Source organism: Shewanella sp. BJSY2023SW001, assembly GCF_047314685.1.
In the GTDB taxonomy this organism is placed as follows: domain Bacteria; phylum Pseudomonadota; class Gammaproteobacteria; order Enterobacterales; family Shewanellaceae; genus Shewanella; species Shewanella indica.
Window position 1 is genome coordinate 33,710 of the sequence record NZ_JBKORF010000053.1, and the last position, 18,181, is coordinate 51,890.

At 53.6% G+C, this 18,181-nt stretch carries 9 protein-coding genes and 1 CRISPR repeat array; of the genes, 5 read left to right on the top strand and 4 right to left on the bottom strand.

Features of this window, described 5'->3' with window-relative positions:
• The first annotated feature begins 1 nt into the window (after window position 1).
• Genes csy1 through cas6f form a run of 4 tightly spaced genes read left to right on the top strand, consistent with a single transcriptional unit; the run spans window position 2 to window position 3,839 of the window.
• Window positions 2-1,264: a type I-F CRISPR-associated protein Csy1 gene (gene csy1, locus ACMHXH_RS12410; RefSeq protein ID WP_335912309.1), complete on the top strand. Its 1,263-nt coding sequence runs from the start codon at window positions 2-4 to the stop codon at window positions 1,262-1,264.
• Window positions 1,261-2,148 carry a type I-F CRISPR-associated protein Csy2 gene (csy2, locus tag ACMHXH_RS12415; protein ID WP_335912308.1) on the top strand — a complete coding sequence of 296 codons (888 nt, stop codon included), beginning with the start codon at window positions 1,261-1,263 and terminating at the stop codon, window positions 2,146-2,148. The genes csy1 and csy2 overlap by 4 nt, the downstream gene beginning before the upstream one ends.
• Before the next feature lie 11 nt (window positions 2,149-2,159).
• Window positions 2,160-3,191 (top strand): type I-F CRISPR-associated protein Csy3, encoded by a 1,032-nt coding sequence (csy3, locus tag ACMHXH_RS12420; RefSeq protein ID WP_071475679.1) that lies wholly within the window; start codon window positions 2,160-2,162, stop codon window positions 3,189-3,191.
• Window positions 3,192-3,200: 9 nt separating this feature from the next.
• Window positions 3,201-3,839 (top strand): type I-F CRISPR-associated endoribonuclease Cas6/Csy4, encoded by a 639-nt coding sequence (gene cas6f, locus ACMHXH_RS12425; protein WP_071475678.1) that lies wholly within the window; start codon window positions 3,201-3,203, stop codon window positions 3,837-3,839.
• Window positions 3,840-3,989: 150 nt separating this feature from the next.
• Window positions 3,990-6,117: a CRISPR direct-repeat array (repeat unit 28 nt; unit sequence GTTCACTGCCGCCCAGGCAGCTTAGAAA).
• Between the two features lie 132 nt (window positions 6,118-6,249).
• On the opposite strand, the gene pbpC is transcribed toward cas6f, so the two are convergent.
• Entirely contained in the window at window positions 6,250-8,535 is a 2,286-nt protein-coding gene (gene pbpC / locus ACMHXH_RS12430) for a penicillin-binding protein 1C (protein ID WP_335912307.1), read from the bottom strand.
• A complete protein-coding gene (locus ACMHXH_RS12435) occupies window positions 8,532-14,174 on the bottom strand; it encodes an alpha-2-macroglobulin (protein ID WP_335912306.1) in 5,643 nt (1,880 codons plus the stop codon). The genes pbpC and ACMHXH_RS12435 overlap by 4 nt, the downstream gene beginning before the upstream one ends.
• Window positions 14,175-14,846: 672 nt before the next feature.
• Between ACMHXH_RS12435 and argA the strand changes: the two genes are divergently transcribed.
• Window positions 14,847-16,166, top strand: coding sequence for an amino-acid N-acetyltransferase (gene argA / locus ACMHXH_RS12440; RefSeq protein ID WP_039034102.1), 1,320 nt, complete (start codon window positions 14,847-14,849; stop codon window positions 16,164-16,166).
• Window positions 16,167-16,273: 107 nt separating this feature from the next.
• On the opposite strand, the gene rho is transcribed toward argA, so the two are convergent.
• A complete protein-coding gene (gene rho / locus ACMHXH_RS12445) occupies window positions 16,274-17,539 on the bottom strand; it encodes a transcription termination factor Rho (protein ID WP_039034049.1) in 1,266 nt (421 codons plus the stop codon).
• Window positions 17,540-17,752: 213 nt separating this feature from the next.
• Entirely contained in the window at window positions 17,753-18,079 is a 327-nt protein-coding gene (trxA, locus tag ACMHXH_RS12450) for a thioredoxin TrxA (RefSeq protein ID WP_025011563.1), read from the bottom strand.
• Between the last annotated feature and the right edge of the window lie 102 nt (window positions 18,080-18,181).

Here is an 18,181-nt window from a genome sequence, read left to right on the forward strand (position 1 = left end):
TGTGTTAGATCCAGCAATAGTCACCTTCTTTGCCGAGCGCAAAGAAGCCTGGCTTAAGAAAAATGTCAGTACCTCGATGCAAGAATCAGAAGTATTGGAAAAACAGCGGGAGTGTGAGCAAAACTTTCTGTTGGCAAATTGGTTACCCGATGCTGCTAAAAGGGCAGGGCAAATCTCAATAGCCTCACATCCCTGCACCTTTAGTCATCCGAGTGCGCGAAAGAACAAAAATGGCTATGTTTCATCGATAATTGCCAAGAATAAACCGAGTGCCGATGGCTTTCTGCGATCAGGCAATGTGGCGGTAGAGCCTGATGCACTCGGTAATGCAGCGGCATTGGACGTGTATAAGTTCCTGAGCTTGCCGATGAGCGATCAACGCTCTCTGCTCGTGCATATTGAACAAGAAAGTGAGTTGGCTCGCCAGTTGCTTGAGGTGCCAACCTGTGATTATCAGACGCTACGAGACGGTTTTTTAAAAATGATCGATAGCGATCAAGCTTCGGTATCCAGCTCGAAGATTAAGCAGGTCTATTTCCCGGTAGCCGAAGGTGAATATCATTTATTGTCACTATTGACCCATTCAGGCCATCTTTTTGAATTACGCAAACGACTTGATGCAATGCGATTTGGGGAGCTTGTCAAAGAGGCCAGAGAGAGCAAAAAAGCCAATCGATTTCACCCAGAGGGTTATCAAGAAATATTTGGTCTAACGACCATTGGCTTTGGCGGTACAAAACCTCAAAACATCAGCGTGCTCAATAACCAAAATGCGGGAAAAGCCCATCTTCTTCCATCCATTCCGCCTAATTTAACACCCAGAGAAATCCGCTTGCCTAAGACGGACTTTTTCAAAGAGTGTTTTACTGCTTGGCAAGCCAAGGAGGTGTTGGAAGCGTTGCATCGACTGTTTAAGGCTGACTATAACAACATCAATATCCGTGATGGACGCGATTACCGTATTCAGCAATACGTTGATTTGGTTATTGAAAAAATGTGGCAAGTGCGCCTGTTTCTCACTGACCATCAAGGCGACTTACCAAGCGAATTGCCATCGGAGCAAAAAGTTTGGTTGTACCCTGAATTTGAATCGCAGCGAGAACAAGAGAATGAGTGGCTCGATAAAATCACTCGTCAAATTGCCCGTGGTTTAATCAACCACTACAGCCGCAGCAAAGTCATCAGCAACCCCTTATTACTGGCTGATCAAGAACTCTTGGCCATTGAGACAGTGGTTGCCAGCAATAGGGAGAACTTTCGATGAGAGTGCTGATTTTGCCCCATATTAAAATTCACAACGCCAATGCACTCTCAAGCCCTTTTACCATAGGTTTTCCGGCCATGACAGCATGGTTAGGGTTTGTCCACGCTTTGGAGCGCAAATTGAACCAAGCCGGTCTGTCTGAGTTAATGCTGCACAGTGTCGCCGTTGTCAGTCATTGCTGTGATGTACAAACTCACAAAGGTGAGGGCGATTTTGTCCATTCAATCATTGGTACAGGTAACCCACTCGATAAGGACGGTTCGCGTTCGGCATTTATAGAAGAAGCACGCTGTCATTTAGACGTCTCTTTAGTGATTGAGTGGAGTGGCGATGAGGAACAGGTGCAATATCCTGATTTTGCAGGGCAATTGCAAGCGGTCATCGCCACCATGAAAGTAGCGGGTGGTGATGTCATCTGTATAGGAAAGCCCGCAATCGGCTCAGTGGTGACAGAAGAGGATACGACGCGAGTTCTACGCCAACTGATGCCGGGCTATGTACTGCTAGAACGGCGCGATCTAATGATAGAGGCCATGCAGCAAGACAATGATGCATTAGATGCACTGCTTGGCTACCTCAGCGTTAACCACAATTGTGAACAGCTTGAAGATGGCAGTGTTGTTTGGCACAGCCAGCGCAAAACCCATGGTTGGATTGTGCCGATTGCCACTGGGTTTCAGGGCATTTCACCATTAGGTGAGGCGAAAAATCAACGAGATCCCACTACGCCCCATCGTTTTGCCGAAAGCGTGGTCACGCTAGGTGAGTTTGTTATGGCGCACAAAATTAAAAACCTCGATGACGCCCTTTGGCAATACAACTCCGATTTAGAAAACGATCTTTACCTTTGTCAGCAAGTTAACGCTATCAACGAACATCAATAAGGAACAATCTCATGGCTAAAATTAACGACACCGCTTCAGTATTGGCATTTGAGAAGAAACTAGTCCCATCAGATGGCTATCTATTTGGCACTAGCTGGGACGCTAAAGAACAGGTCACTCCTTTATCGTTACAAGAAAAATCGGTACGTGGAACCATTTCTAACCGTTTAAAAGCGGCAGTAAAAAATGATCCACTTAAGTTAAATGCCGAAGTGGAGAAAGCAAACTTACAACGTGTCGATGCCTGTGCTCTGGGGCAAGATCAAGACACTCTTAAACTCCATTTCACCCTAAAAGTGTTGGGTGGTTTAGCTCAACCTTCGGCTTGTAATAATGCGCAATTCAAACAGAGCTATAGTGCCGCAGTTGAGCAGTACATTGCCAAGCATGGTTGTTTTGAATTGGCAAAACGCTACGCCACTAACCTGGCAAACGCGCGTTTCTTATGGCGTAACCGAGTGGGTGCTGAAGAAATCGAAGTGCAAGTTAAGGCGCTTAATAAAGGGGCGGAGCAAACTTGGACGTTTGACGCCAAAAAGTTCAGCACCCGTCATTTCGATCATAACGACGAACAAGTGAGTAGTTTGGCTGAACGCATTGCCAAGGCCTTGGCCAGTAAGTCCGAACACCTGATGCTGCAAATTGACTGCTACGCAAAAGTGGGTAAAGCGCAAGAAGTTTATCCAAGTGAAGAGCTAGTGTTGGATAAAGGCAATAGCAAAACCAAGAAAAGTAAAATTCTTTATGCCGTTAATGAACATGCAGCGATGCACTCACAAAAAATAGGTAATGCATTGCGTTCTATTGATACCTGGTATCCGGAATATGCTTTGGCAGAACAAAGTGCAGGGGCGATTGCCATAGAACCTTATGGCGCAGTGACCAATTTGGGTAAAGCATTCCGCACTCCGAAAGATAAGCAGGATTTTTACAGCTTCTTTGACAAGTGGGCTCGTGGAGAACCACTACCGCGTGAAGAAGATGAGCATTATGTGGTGGCCGTGTTGGTGCGCGGCGGGGTATTCGGCGAAAGTGATAAATAGGTGGCGGTAATGAACTACTACCAAGAAATTACCTTACTACCGGATGTCGATATCTCGCTTGGTTTCCTCTGGCAAAACGTGTTTCAACAAGTGCATATTGCACTTGTTGAACACAAAGTGGATGCAAATCAGTCTAGTGTTGCGGTTGGCTTTCCTGATTATCTCCGGGCTAAGTTTCCCCTGGGCAGTAAATTGCGCCTCTTTGCCAAAGAACAAGCGTCATTGGAAAAGCTAGCCATTCACCAATGGCTGAATCGGTTCGAAGACTATGCGCATATGAAAGGGATCAAACCCGTACCGAGTGATGTTTCCTACGTGAGCTTTGTACGCAAACAGGTGAAATCGCCTGAGCGGATTGAGCGGGCTATGCAGCAAAAGGCGGCATTATGGGCGGCAAAGTCGGGCAAGCCGCTGGCCGAGTGCTTAACCGATCTTGAAAAAAGCAAACCGACTGGGCAGTGTGATTTGCCATTTATCTTCTTGCACAGCCAGCAAACGAAACAACGTTCGCCGGACAAAAACAGCAAGTTCCCGCTGTTTATCGAAAGATATCCGCAAAGTACACCTGTGGATGGGCTGTTCGATTGCTACGGGCTGAGTCGTAAAGTTAATGGTATTGCATCGCTTGGAACAGTACCGCACTTTTAAGCATCAAAGGGTGAGTTTTACCCTTTATTTTTGCTCTTTAAAAATAAGCTTTGTATACAATCAGTTACAACAGGTGGTATTCAACAGGGTAAAAATAGGTTTTTTATCCTAACCACCTGTTGTGACTTTCTTTTATTGCTTTATTCTATTGTTCACTGCCGCCCAGGCAGCTTAGAAAGGACACATTCATTCTTTAGGATCTAACTTAGCGTTCACTGCCGCCCAGGCAGCTTAGAAAATCATCCGTTTCCCTTACCTTTGTTAAAATCGGTTCACTGCCGCCCAGGCAGCTTAGAAACGCCATAAATCCAAGAGCAAAACAAATAGCAAGTTCACTGCCGCCCAGGCAGCTTAGAAAAGTGGGAAAAGCAGCAGCTTGAATACCTCGAAGTTCACTGCCGCCCAGGCAGCTTAGAAAATGTCCTGATGACCAGTTGAACTTATCAGTCAGTTCACTGCCGCCCAGGCAGCTTAGAAAAGACGGTCGAGTCTGCGGCAATGCACTACGTGGTTCACTGCCGCCCAGGCAGCTTAGAAAGAAGCAATTTGCATCGAGGCTGTGAAGGAAAAGTTCACTGCCGCCCAGGCAGCTTAGAAAGAAGCAATTTGCATCGAGGCTGTGAAGGAAAAGTTCACTGCCGCCCAGGCAGCTTAGAAATTCTGCCGATACTTGGCGTTGGCGCTCTGCGAGTTCACTGCCGCCCAGGCAGCTTAGAAATGCATGGGATGAAGGCACCACGAGAGAACAAGGTTCACTGCCGCCCAGGCAGCTTAGAAATGAGCAGTGGCATGTCTTCCCACTGCTGACGGGTTCACTGCCGCCCAGGCAGCTTAGAAATGCTCAATCCTGGCCTGTGCTTCTGCTTCAGCGTTCACTGCCGCCCAGGCAGCTTAGAAATTCAGGGCCCTAACAAATGGCCTGGTGCCGATGTTCACTGCCGCCCAGGCAGCTTAGAAATGGACATGGGCATGGTCTTTATGTTGCTCAATGTTCACTGCCGCCCAGGCAGCTTAGAAATTGAGTAGGCTCCAAGTCTGTTTCTACGTCTGGTTCACTGCCGCCCAGGCAGCTTAGAAAGCACATACAAATGCGCACAATTATCTCTAAAGGTTCACTGCCGCCCAGGCAGCTTAGAAATCAATGGATACCATTCTCATGCGCTTGTTTCCGTTCACTGCCGCCCAGGCAGCTTAGAAATTTTGATAGCTATTGCTATGTGCATCGAAAATGTTCACTGCCGCCCAGGCAGCTTAGAAAAAGGATGTGGCGCTTGGAATGAGCAAGTCAGAGTTCACTGCCGCCCAGGCAGCTTAGAAACTGCGTCAAGGGCTGAGTATATGCCGGATGACGTTCACTGCCGCCCAGGCAGCTTAGAAACAGCTATACGCGCTATTGTACGCGCGATTTACGTTCACTGCCGCCCAGGCAGCTTAGAAATGAAACCAAACCATACATGGAGGGCCCTATGCGTTCACTGCCGCCCAGGCAGCTTAGAAAGCCTTGGTATATCTATGGGAGATACACTAATGGTTCACTGCCGCCCAGGCAGCTTAGAAATTACATCATTGAGAGCTTTCACAGCATTTTTTGTTCACTGCCGCCCAGGCAGCTTAGAAATTTGCAAGGTCGGAGCTTATCGCGTTGAGCTTGTTCACTGCCGCCCAGGCAGCTTAGAAAAGATACGAAAGCTTCGCAGCAGGCTGTTAAATGTTCACTGCCGCCCAGGCAGCTTAGAAAATAAGGAGAATTGGTAAAATAATCGCGAAATAGCTCACTGCCGCCCAGGCAGCTTAGAAAGTTGGGATGATGTTGGCGCACCTAGTCTTGTTGTTCACTGCCGCCCAGGCAGCTTAGAAATTGATTGGGGCTTTTGGGGTAGAAACGCTATGGTTCACTGCCGCCCAGGCAGCTTAGAAAAAAGTCGGCATAACTGGCGACGGTCACCTCATGTTCACTGCCGCCCAGGCAGCTTAGAAAGCTACCCGCCCTTACTCGCTTATGTTGCGATAGTTCACTGCCGCCCAGGCAGCTTAGAAATCGCCGCAATGCTTACAAATTGGCCTGCCTTTGTTCACTGCCGCCCAGGCAGCTTAGAAATGTTCGATTGAAACTTCAACGCCGGATGCGTTGTTCACTGCCGCCCAGGCAGCTTAGAAATGCACCGGCAGCTGATAAAGCTCGGTGACATGGTTCACTGCCGCCCAGGCAGCTTAGAAAGTCCTTTCTTACGGGGGGTAACTCCACGGTCGGTTCACTGCCACCCAGACAGCTTAGAAAGTTCTTCTGGTGAATTACCCTTGAGCCTTGCCGTGCTGCGGGGATTTATCTACAACCTCAGCAATATCTGAACGTCCTGCATTTGTGGGGCTGAAGAGGCCGAAACTGAGGTGATCTAAATAGCGGCCCGGCTCAAGGTAGCATATCTACTCGAAGTAGTCTGCTGGCGCTGCGGCCTTTGTCGTCGCTGACCGACAGTTGGAAGCGTCCTGCTCTGGGTGGGCGCCATTCCAGGGTTTGGCCCGGCAGGCTCTGGCCGAGCAGGCTGTTACCGGCAAACCAGTAGAGTATTTGGCTGTCGGAGGCGGCGTCGGCCTTGAGGGCGATGTGTTCATTGGCCACGCTTTGGCGCAGGCTGTAGGTGACACCCTTCAAGGGGGAGCGGATAAGCGGGGCCGAGTCGCTGACCGCGACTCTTTGGCTACAGGCGGCCGGAAGCTCCGGCGGCCTCCTGCGGGGTAAACCTGCCTGCTCGAACAGGGCCGCCAAGTCTGACGGCCAGAAGGCAAACACCTCCTGGTGGTGAATTGCCGAGTCGTAGGGCGGGCAGACGGCGGCGCCGGTTTTGTTATCCAGCCACACCGGGCGATGCAAGTTGGAGACCTTGATGGGAGAAACTCCCGGGATATACCAGCCATCGACTAATTTGGGGCACCAAGGGTTGGGCAGCTCGCCGGAGGCGGCGCAGAAGGCTACCTTTTTCACTGTATCCGGCGGCGTGTTGGCCATGTCAGCCGTGCCCGGCAGCGCGCCCTGCAAGGCATCGCTGAGGGCGAAGAACAGTGGCCCGGCGGTACGGACGCCGACAAAGGCCGGGTTGGGGGTGGCGTCGAAGTTACCCACCCAGACCACCAACACATAGGGGCCTGTGATACCGGCGCTCCAGGCATCGCGATACCCCCAGGAGGTGCCTGTTTTCCAGGCCACGGTCCAGTTGCTGCCGGGCAGGCCGTCGGCGCGGGGGTTGTCCTTGAGTATGTCCCGCACCATAAAGGCGGCGGCCGGGCTCAGCAAGCTCTTTCCTTGCGGGCTGATGGGCTGGCTTTGTTGATCCCGCAGCGGATAGTCATGGCCCTGGCTCGCCAGCATCAGGTACAGCCGCGCCAGCTCCGCCATGGTCAGCTCGCCGCCCCCCAGCGCCAGGGATAATCCATAATGGCTTTCACCTCTGAGCCCCTGAATGCCGGCCTGGCGCAGGAAGCCGTAGAGATTGGGTTGGTTTACTTGTCCTGCCAGCCACACGGCCGGCAGATTGCGGCTCTTGACCAGGGCGTCGTGGGCGCTGATGGGGCCGGTAAATCTGTGGTCAAAGTTCTCCGGTTGGAAACTGCCAAAGGCGGTGGGCGCATCCTTGAGTATGCTCAGCGGGTGTATGAGCCCCTGATCTATGCCCAGGCCAAACAGAAATGGCTTCAGGGTTGAGCCCGGCGAGCGGCGGGCGGTGACGCCGTCCACTTGGCCTTGGATATCGGTATCGAAGAAGTCTGCCGAGCCTATCCAGGCCTTGATGCTCTGATCGCGGCTGTCCACCAGGATTGCGGCGGCATTCTTGACCCCCAGATGGCGCTGGCTTTCGATATACAGCCCAAGGCGCCGCTCCAGCAAGGTCTGCAGGCTGATGTCCAGGGTGCTGTGAATTAGGGTGTCACTATTATCCCGCAGCAGGCGGCGGCTGAAGTGCGGCGCCAGAAATGGCAGCTCAGTGCGGTCATGGCCGATGGCGGTGAGGGTCAACAGGCCGTTGTTGCGGGGATCGTCGCGATAGCTTTGTTGCCAGAGCAACGCCAGACGGTCGCGGGCATCCTGAAAGTCGGCGCCGAAGCGGGCCCGGCGCGCCGGGCTTTGCGGCATGACCGCCAGGCTGAGGGCTTCACTGAGTGACAGTTCACCGGCGTCTTTATGAAAGTAGATGCGGCTGGCAGCGCCGACACCTTCAATATTGCCGCCCATGGGCGCCAGATTGAGATAGGCCTCGAGAATATCATGCTTGGAGTAACGCAGCTCCAGCCAGAGCGCCGCCAGCATCTGTTGCAATTTCCCGGCAACCTGGCGGCTGTTGATGTTGTAAACTCGCCGGGCCAGCTGCATGGTCAGGGTCGAAGCGCCCTGACGATCATCCTTAAGATAGGTGGCGACTATCGCCCTGGCGGTGGCCGCCGGGTTGATGCCGGGGTGGAAGTAAAAATAGCGGTCTTCCTTGAGCAAGATGGCTTGCACCATGTTGTTTGAAACCCCTTCCAGGGGTTGCCAGAGCCGATACTGGCCATCACTGGCCAGCGTCAGCCGCAGCAGACTGCCATCGGCGGCCAACACCATGCGGGAACTGGGCGCCAGCTTTGAAAAAGGTTGTGCCGGCCAGAGTCTCAGCCCCAGCAGCAAGGCTGCCAGGGCCAGCAGGCACAAATAGCGGCGTTTCATGGCGCTTCGATCACCAACTCACCGCTTGGGCCCTGAGCCTGAACCAGGGGATCATACAGCCCCTCGGCGTAGGCGGGCGGCACCTGGAACTGGCCGACATTGGTGGCCCGAACCTTGTAGACAAAGGTTTTGGCATCGCGCCAGGCGGTACCGTAGAGCACCAGGCGGTCTTCGCGAACATTGAGCCACTGTGGCGACCAGTCGCTGTGCTGAGCCATACCCACTGGCGGCTGCCAGCCGTCGAAGCTGTCATCCTTGTCACGATAAACCGGCTCCACGCCGCCGGGCAGCAGATCTATTAGAACCACCTGCTGCAACTGGTCCATATCTGTGGCGCGCAGCCGCAGCCTGACCAGGAATTCATCCCCGACCTTGACCTTGGCAAGAGGTTGCAGCTCCTGGGTCAGATAGTCGCGGCTCACCTCCAGCCCCTGGCTGAAAGGCTTGGCCGGGCTTTGGTCAAATCCCTGCTGGCTGAGAAGATAGAAGGCAGGGTTGCTGCCGGTTTTCTGGTATTTCACTTCTTCACTGCCGAGGGGCAGCTTAGCCTTGGGTAGACTCAGTGCCTGCCAGGCCTTATCGACCAAGGCTTGCATGGCCAGCCCCTGATCGCCGCGGGAGTTATCCAGGGCGGTCAGTGCCCGCACCAGAGTACCGGCAGACAGCGAGCTGTAACGCTGCTCGCTGAGCCACTGGCCCATGCGCGGCAGCAGCTGTTCCGGCAGGTCATCCAGGCGCTGTGGCGCCTGACGGGCGATGAGTGTAAGCAGCTGGGCATCGTGCACCATGGGATCCAGGTAGAGGCCTAGGCGCTGGGGCTTGTCCTCAAGCAGCTGCCACTTCTGCGCCTGCCACAGCGGCTCGGCCAACTGTTGCTGCTGCATCAGGGTAAAGCTGGCGGCCAGCCAGGCACTGGCGATGTCCGCTTGCCAATCCTTGGGATAGTAGCGCTGCAAACGCTCGCGGATGTCGGCGAGGGCGCCGCTCACCTGCACCCCCTGGCGGGCCAGCAGATACGCGCCATAGGCACGCTCGCGCAGCTCATCCAAGCCGCTGCTGGGGCCGGAGCTCACGCTCGACAGATAGCTGTTGGCCTTGTCCAGTAGATCCTGGGGCACGGGGTAACCCTGGGCCTTGGCGTCCAGCAGCATGTCTACCACATACAAGGCCACCATAGGCTCGACTATCGGGTTGGCGGCCCAGAGACCGAAGCCGCCGCTGCTGTTCTGGCGGCTACGCAACTGGCTAATGAGTTGGTTAAAGTCATTGAGATTATCCTGGGGCTTGCCCAGCAGCAGCGCCGGTACGGCTTTGGATACCAACTGCTCGGTACAGGCGTGAGGATAGTTGTCCAGATAGTGGCTCAGCCCCTGAGCCCAAACCAGCGGACTGTTGCCGAGGGCCGCTTCCACCTTGCTGAACGGCGTAAACAGCTGACGGTCAAGTTTGAGCTTGGCTTCGGCACGGTCGAGCACAGCCGTGGCCAGGGTCAACCGGTGGGGCGTTAACGGCCGCACCGAGATGCTCTCGCTGATCTTGAGCTCGCCTTCGCTGGTGGCCAGCTTCCAGTGGAGTTCTCCTTGACCCAGATTTTCGCCTGCCTTGACGGCAAAGTGCGCCGTGGCCTCTCGGCCCGGTTCGATATGGAACTGCTGCGGTTGCAGGTCGCTGCGAAGGGCGCCGCTCAGGCTGAGGGTCAGGGTAACATCCTGCGCCTCGGCTTCTGTGTTATAGAGTCCCACAGTAACATCGGCGCTGTCTCCGGGTGCCAGGAAAGCCGGCACATTGGGGCTCATCACCACAGGCGCTTTAACCGCGACACTGGCCTCACTGGTGCCTATGCCGCTTTCGGTGGCACTGACGGCAAAGAAGCGGATACTGCCGTTGAAGCTGTCGGGCACAGTATATTGCAGCCGCTGCTCTCCGGCGGCCAACTCACGAATACCCGACCAGTAGACCACAGGCTTGGCGCGCTTGCGCTTGAAGGGGTTGAGGTTGGCTGCCAGCAGCGCGGCGGCGTCACCTCCGGGGGCAGCCTGGCGCATCAGCACCTTGAGATCCGGCAGCAGCAGGTCGAGAATTTGGCTCGAATCTACGCTGAGAGCCTTCTTGTCGAAGAAGTGCGCCAGTGGATCCGGCGCTTCATAGCGGGCCACCTGCAAAATACCGGCATCAACCCCGAATACCACGACTCTGGCTTTGCTTGGCAGCTTGAGGTCGATATCCAGTTGCGTCCCGGGTTTAACCTTTTCCGGCAGGCTCAGGGCGATGGCTTGACGCCGCTCACCGAGATCCACCTTAAAGGGTTTCACGGCATAGGACAGCGGGCTCATAAAGACTTCTTCCGAGTCCGGTGCCCGCAGGAACTGCACATTGATATAGGCATTGCCCTCAATGCCTTGCGGCAGGGTAATGCTTTGCAACGAACGAGTGCTGTCGGCCTTGAACCATTTGAAGGCGTAAACCTTGTCTCTCTCTATGGTGATGAGTCCGGCGCCGCTGTAAGGGGCCTGGATCGCTACCTGAATGCTTTCACCCGGCAGATATTCTGCCTTGTTTAGCGTCAGTTCCAGCTCGGCGTTGCGCTCCAGCGTGCGACTGGCGTTGCCGCTGCCGGCAACGCTGTAATCTATTTGGTTCAACTGGCGGCCGTTTTCATCCAGCAGTCGCAGGCGGTAGTCACCCGGCTCCCTGGTGTCGAGTTCCAATTGGCCACCGCTTGCGGCCAGACTCAGGGCGCTGCTGCCCAGCAGTTTGTCTTTGCGGCGCGATTCATAGCGGTAGGTGCCGTCATTCTGTTTCACCAACACAGACACCCAGCGCCGGGCGATACGCTCGACTTTGAGCTCAGTAGCTACACCTTGAAGGTCCTGGCCAACGGCTTGCAGGTTGAGCACACGCTTGCCGTCTTTGCTGATGAAGTCCAGATCGCCATCGCTCTTGTAGCCCAGTAACCAGTCGGCATCGGATACCAGTAGCTGGTCTTGGGCGCTGACGCCGTGGCCTGAACCGGCTTCAAATACCCGCGCCAGCAAGTGCAGCTTGTAAGTGCTGCCGGCAAAGCGGTCCAGCGCCAAGTCCAGGCTGGCCTTGCCTTCGCCGTCTGTGGTGGTTTCGCTCAAGTCTTCGCGGAACGATTCCTTGAGCTTGCCCAATACCCCAAAGCGATAGCCGGGCCAGGCTTTGAAGCTGATATCGGTTGGTGATAGCACCATTTCGCCGCTGACTCGGCGATCGCTCGCCGGGCCACCGAAGAGTTGCTCGGCCAAGACCTCGGCCTTGAGTTGCTGCGGCTTGCGCCAGCCTTCAAACTGCTTGTCGGTGCCCAGAGAGACTCGCACCTTGATGCGATCCGGCTCGAAGTCGCGCACCTTGAAGGTGACATCCCCCAGACGTGTGAGGCGGTATCTGTCTTTGATGAGGGACAGAGTGGCGAGATAGTCACCGGCAACAGCGGTTTCACCGGCGCTGAAGTCCAGGCTGTCAAAGCCGCTGCCATCGAGTTTGAAGGTGCGATCCAGCACGGTCACCCCGCGGGGGTCGGTGATCTGCATTTTTACCGGCAGGCCACCCAGGGCGGTGCTCCAGTCCTGGCCCCGCACCAAACTGGCGATATGAGCCGTTTCACCGGGGCGATACAGCCCGCGGTCGGTGAAGAGGTAGGCTCTCAGGGCGCCGGGATCGTCGCTCTCGTAGCTGCCGCCGGTGTCGAAACGGGACAGATTGAGCTGGCGACGCCAATCAGCCAGCGGCAGGAAGGAGAGATCGCCATCCTTTTCGACCCGATAGTAGAGCGGGGTCTTTTCCCGGCGTAGATCGCCAAGCTTGGCAAAGCTTGCATGACCGCGTTCATCGGTCAAAGCCTCGGCTACCGGCAAACCGTTGCGGCCGATGACGGCCACCCGGGCTCCGGCCACTGGAGTCCCCTTACCGAGGGATTGCACGAACAGATCCTGGCTGCCATCACGGCTGCGTTTGGCGAGTATCCCCAGATCTGTCACGACCACAAAGCGCAGATCGTGGGCCTCGGTTTGGTAATAGTCGAAGGTTTGGCTGTCTCTTTCATCGGCCGGAGTCAGCTTGACCACAAAGATGCCGCGCTTGTCCTTGAAGAAGGGCTTGAGGTCGACGCTGCCGTAGAGCGTCTTGCTGGGATCGCGCCCGGCAAGCTGTTGCTTGAACACCTGACGGGTGACCAAACGGTCGAAATCTGTGTTGTTGAGGTAGGGCTCGGCAAAGCTGCCCGAGCTTTGATCTATCAGGGCATTGAGCTGATCAGGCAGCAACTGGGCGACTTCAATCTGCACCTTTTGCACCCCACGGGCCAGATAGCCGAGGCGTTGATCTTCGTCCAGAGTCAGCAAGGAGCCTTCGCCGAGGAAGTTGAGCGCCTTGGGATATTGCGGCATTCGCAGCACAGTCAGCACGGCATCGCGGGACAGATAACCCCCTTGGCCTTCGACTTCCTTATCCACCATTACCGCCACGTAGCGATCGACCGGAGCTTTCAGCTTGAAGCTGTGCAACTGGTTGAGGCCTTCGGCGCCGGGGATCTGGGTCAAAGTCAGTTTGTCGGCCTTGGCCAGCACCTGCTCGGTGACATTTTCCTGATACCAGTGACGGCTTCCCTTGGGATTTTTCAGCGGCAGCAACCAGGCATGTACCTTGCCTTGAAGCGCTTCGTCGTTGACCGGACGTGAGCTTTCCATTGTCAATACCGGCTCGGGTTCATCCTTGTCGTTGTAGGCGAAGTTGACCTGAGGGTGTTTAAAGCTCAGCTGATAACGGCCGGGAACCTCTACTTGCCATTGGCTCTTGCCCGCCTTGTTGCCGCCGCTGGCCGCCAGGATCCCTTTGCTGACTTCCAGGGTTACAGTGCTCTGCTCAAGTGGCGTGACGAGCGCAGGAGAATGTATGTAAGCGAACAGATGCTTGTCGTCGAAGGTGACTTCGGTATCGCCATTGCCACTGTAGGTCAAGCCGGGGCTCAGCAATATCGCCAGTTGGGGTTTGACCGAAGCCGTATCCACCGGGTGGCTGAAGGCCAGGGTGGCGACCAGCTTTTGAATACTCGGCTGGGCCGGATCCTGGTACAGGCGTCCGTCAGAGATGGTGGCCGTGAAGGCGGCTGTGCTGAATTCGCTCTGGTATTTATCCAGTAAGATATGGTCTGCCAGCAGCTGCTTCTTATCCAGGCTGACTGCGAACTTTTCCGCAATCGGCCAGTCGTTATCCGGAGTAAATTGCAGGTGTTTGTCACTGGCCCAGCGCCACTGTCCGGCGAGTTGGGGGCTGAGACTGACGCCCTTGGAGACGGGTTTGCCTATGACATCCAAAGGCGCGACCGAACCACTGAAGGTCAGGGTCAAGGGAGCGACCTGAGGTTTGGCTTGGTGGTAATCGGTCAGCCTCGGCGCCTTGAGCGTGTAGTGCAGGGTATAGGGCTTGGGTAAATGCTGGTACCAATACCAGCCGCCCCAGCAAAGCACAGTCAATACAGATAGCAGCAGTAGGCTTCCCAATGCTTTAAAGGGATGTTTTATGCACCAATGCATCCAGGGCGGCGCTTGCCAGTGACCAAAAACGGCAGCGAGAACTCGCCAAACTACCGAGAAGAAATTTCCTATAAGCTGTCCCATCAGTCCATGTCCTTGCTGTGTCTCGTAGCGCTATCGCCAAGTTGGGTGACGTTTTAAAGATGTCAGTCGCCGATGTCAATCAGACCGGGCCGATGCTGTGATGCCCTATTCGATATCGCCTCTGTAACTGTGGCTATATGGTACAGCAATCAGGCTGATTTTTGATCCGCGTTTGAATTCAAAATTGATAATAGGGCGGCAGTTGCATCGATATTTGCAGAAACCCTCCTTCCCAGCTACGAGCCCGCCGGCAGGACGTCGGTACTCGAGGTTTGACTTTGTACTTTATATTCGCCGTATCCGTGTCTCTTACCTGGAGTTCTTCTTGTTTGGGGCAGGTTGAGTTGCAGGTCCTGTCTATCTGCCCATCGATAATAGCAAACCTTATGGCGCTGGTTCCGGGGCGCTACAGGTTCATACATTCTCAACAGATCCCTGCTATACCTTTCTTTGCAGTAACTGGAACCCTGGCTGCGAATATTGACTCGATAGTGGTCTTTGGGAAAAGCATTTGGAGATTGCTTCTCCTGCTTGTGAATGGTTAGGGCTTAAAATAACTGCATGTGAAAATAAATGCTTTTTAAGTGAATTTAAATGCATTAACATATTGTTCGTGCCACAGGTGTGGCATTCATTTCTGCCGGTTTTAACGAGTGTGAGGTAAATCCCAAGGTGCGTACCACAGAATTGGTTGATGGTTTTCGTCATTCTGCTCCCTATGTCAATGCTCACAGGGGTAAGACATTTGTTGTGATGTTAGGAGGGGAGGCGCTGGCTCAGCCTAAGTTTCGTTCCATCATCAATGATGTTGCTTTGCTGCATAGCCTGGGGATCAAGGTGGTATTGGTTTATGGCGCCCGGCCGCAGATAGATGAATCCTTGGCTCATCATCAGATTGAGCCCGCCTATCATCAAGGTGTACGGATCACCGACGAAGCCACTCTCAAGCTGATTAAGCAGGTGGCTGGTTCTTTGCAGTTTGATATTACAGCCAGGTTGTCCATGAGCTTGTCGAACACACCTATGCAGGGAGCTCAGATCAATGTGGTTAGCGGTAATTTTGTCATCGCCCAGCCTTTGGGGGTCGACAATGGCATTGACTATTGCCTCTCCGGCAAGGTGCGCCGTATTGATGTTCAAGGGCTTAAGCGGCAATTGGAAAATAACTGCATCATCCTGATGGGGCCGATAGCTGCTTCGGTCACCGGCGAGAGCTTTAACCTCACTGCTGAAGAGGTAGCGACTCAAGTAGCAATCAAGCTCAAAGCCGACAAGATGATAGGTTTCAGCTCCCAGAACGGTATTTTGGACCGTAATGGTGATGTGATTGCCGAGCTGATGCCCAACGATGCCCAGAAAATTCTCGATAAACTGGCTGGTCAAGGTGAAGGTTGCGTCGGCACCATGGCGTTTCTCAAGGCCAGTATTGATGCCTGTCGCAGTGGCGTACCCCGTTGCCATTTGGTCAGCTATCTGGAAGATGGCGCCCTGTTGCAGGAATTGTTTTCTCGTGAAGGTATAGGTACCCAGATAGTCACTGAGAGTGCCGAGCGCTTACGGCGTGCATCCATTGCCGACATTGGCGGCATACTCAACCTGATCCGCCCGTTGGAAGAGCAGGGTATCCTGGTGCGTCGCTCCCGCGAACAACTGGAGATAGAGGTAGAGCAGTTTATGCTTATTGAGCGTGATGGCTTGGTGATAGGCTGCGCGGCGCTTTATCCCTTTGAAGAGGATAATGCCGGCGAATTTGCCTGTTTGGTGGTACACCCTGACTATCGCGATGCCGATCGCGGTAGCTTGCTGCTGCAAAACATCATAGGCCAGGCCAAGGTACGTGGTTACTCCAGGTTATTCGCGTTGACGACCCGTAGTATTCACTGGTTCCTTGAGCATGGTTTTGAATTGGTGGAGGTGGATGCTTTGCCTAACAAGAAGAAGCAGCTTTACAACTACCAGCGCCGCTCGAAAATCTTGGCACTCGACCTGTAAGATTCAACCTGTTTGACATAACACCATTCAGTTAAGCAAACTTTGACTGAATGGTGTTAATGGATTTCAGAGTAGGAACGGTCCTATGAGGACCGTTGCCTTTTGCATCAAGACTTGGTGCGCTTCATCGCAGTGAAGAACTCTTCATTGGTCTTGGTCATTGCCAGTTTGTCGATCAAGAATTCCATCGCGCTGACTTCATCCATAGGATTGAGGATCTTACGCAGGATCCACATTTTCTGCAGCTCATCCGGCGTGGTCAGTTTCTCTTCACGGCGGGTACCACTGCGGTTGAAATCAATGGCAGGGAATACTCGCTTCTCAGCGGCCTTGCGTGACAGATGCAGTTCCTGGTTACCTGTACCCTTGAACTCTTCGTAAATTACTTCGTCCATCTTGGAGCCGGTATCGATAAGCGCAGTGGCGATAATAGTCAGGCTGCCACCGTTTTCGATATTACGGGCAGCACCGAAGAAACGCTTGGGTCTGTGCAGTGCGTTGGCATCTACACCACCTGTCAGTACCTTACCGGATGAAGGTACAACCGTGTTGTAAGCACGAGCCAGACGGGTGATAGAGTCCAGCAGGATCACTACGTCTTTCTTGTGTTCAACCAGGCGCTTGGCCTTTTCGATAACCATCTCTGCAACTTGTACGTGACGGCTTGCAGGCTCATCGAAGGTGGAAGCGATCACTTCACCTTGAACCAGACGCTGCATTTCGGTCACTTCTTCAGGACGTTCGTCGATCAGCAGTACCATCAACACCACTTCAGGGTTGTTATAGGTGATGGACTGGGCAATGTTCTGCAGCAGCAGAGTCTTACCGGCTTTGGGTGGCGCAACAATCAGACCACGCTGGCCTTTACCCACGGGTGAGCAGAGGTCCAGAATTCGGGCGGTGATGTCTTCGGTGGAACCGTTACCACGTTCCATACGCAGACGTTCTTCTGCATGCAGTGGGGTAAGGTTTTCAAACAGGATCTTGTTGCGGGAGTTTTCAGGCTTGTCGAAGTTAACTTCGTTGACTTTCAACAGAGCAAAATAGCGTTCGCCTTCTTTTGGGGGACGTATTTTGCCGAAAATGGTGTCACCCGTTCGCATGTTGAAACGACGGATCTGGCTTGGCGAAACATAAATATCATCGGGACCGGCCAGATACGAACCATCGGAACTGCGCAGGAAACCAAATCCATCCTGAAGTATTTCCAGAACGCCGCCGCCGAAGATGTCTTCACCACTCTTGGCATGGGCTTTCAATATAGAGAAGATGATATCCTGCTTGCGGGCACGAGCCATATTCTCCAGCTTCATTTCTTCGGCCAGTGCGACTAAGTCTGCAATAGACTTGTTTTTTAATTCAGTTAAATTCATTTTTGGTGGGTCTTGTTTCACGCGACAAAGCTTACGCGCTCAATCTCTCAAATTGGACTTGATGGATGTTGATTGAACAGCGAGAAGTGGGTTAGTAGAAAGAATCTGGTTATTAAAGTAGCACTATCAGGACAGGGCGTCCAGAAGTTTAACTGAACCCGGCACATTTTTATTTCTAGGGCGTGCCGGGTGTCACTTATTTGATTTGAGTGATCAAATCTGGGCGTCGATGAACTCTTTCAACTGAGTCTTGGACAGGGCGCCAACTTGATTGGCAACCAGTTCACCGTTTTTGAACAGCAACAGGGTAGGAATACTGCGAACACCGTATTTAACAGGTGAAGCGTTGTTCTGATCTATGTTTAATTTGGCGATGGTCAGTTTGCCAGCGTATTCTTCGGCAACATCGTCCAGGATGGGAGCGATCATTTTACATGGGCCACACCACTCGGCCCAGAAGTCTACCAATACAGGCAGTTCTGATTTCAGGACGTCATTTTCAAAGCTGTCGTCGCTCAGGTACACAATTTTATCGCTCATGATGTTCTCCAGTTGGGTTGCCATTACTGGTCTGTTAATGGCTTAACCTGTATATTGGGTTGGATTAACGGCAATTCAAGTCACCGTTTTTTTCTTGTCGCT

Bases quoted from the DNA above. Each gene is read 5' to 3' on its own strand.
- csy2 (WP_335912308.1), top strand. From the start codon at position 1,261: ATGAGAGTGCTGATTTTGCCCCATATTAAAATTCACAACGCCAATGCA.
- csy3 (WP_071475679.1), top strand. From the start codon at position 2,160: ATGGCTAAAATTAACGACACCGCTTCAGTATTGGCATTTGAGAAGAAA.
- cas6f (WP_071475678.1), top strand. From the start codon at position 3,201: ATGAACTACTACCAAGAAATTACCTTACTACCGGATGTCGATATCTCG.
- pbpC (WP_335912307.1), bottom strand. From the start codon at position 8,535: ATGAAACGCCGCTATTTGTGCCTGCTGGCCCTGGCAGCCTTGCTGCTG.
- ACMHXH_RS12435 (WP_335912306.1), bottom strand. From the start codon at position 14,174: ATGGGACAGCTTATAGGAAATTTCTTCTCGGTAGTTTGGCGAGTTCTC.
- rho (WP_039034049.1), bottom strand. From the start codon at position 17,539: ATGAATTTAACTGAATTAAAAAACAAGTCTATTGCAGACTTAGTCGCA.
- trxA (WP_025011563.1), bottom strand. From the start codon at position 18,079: ATGAGCGATAAAATTGTGTACCTGAGCGACGACAGCTTTGAAAATGAC.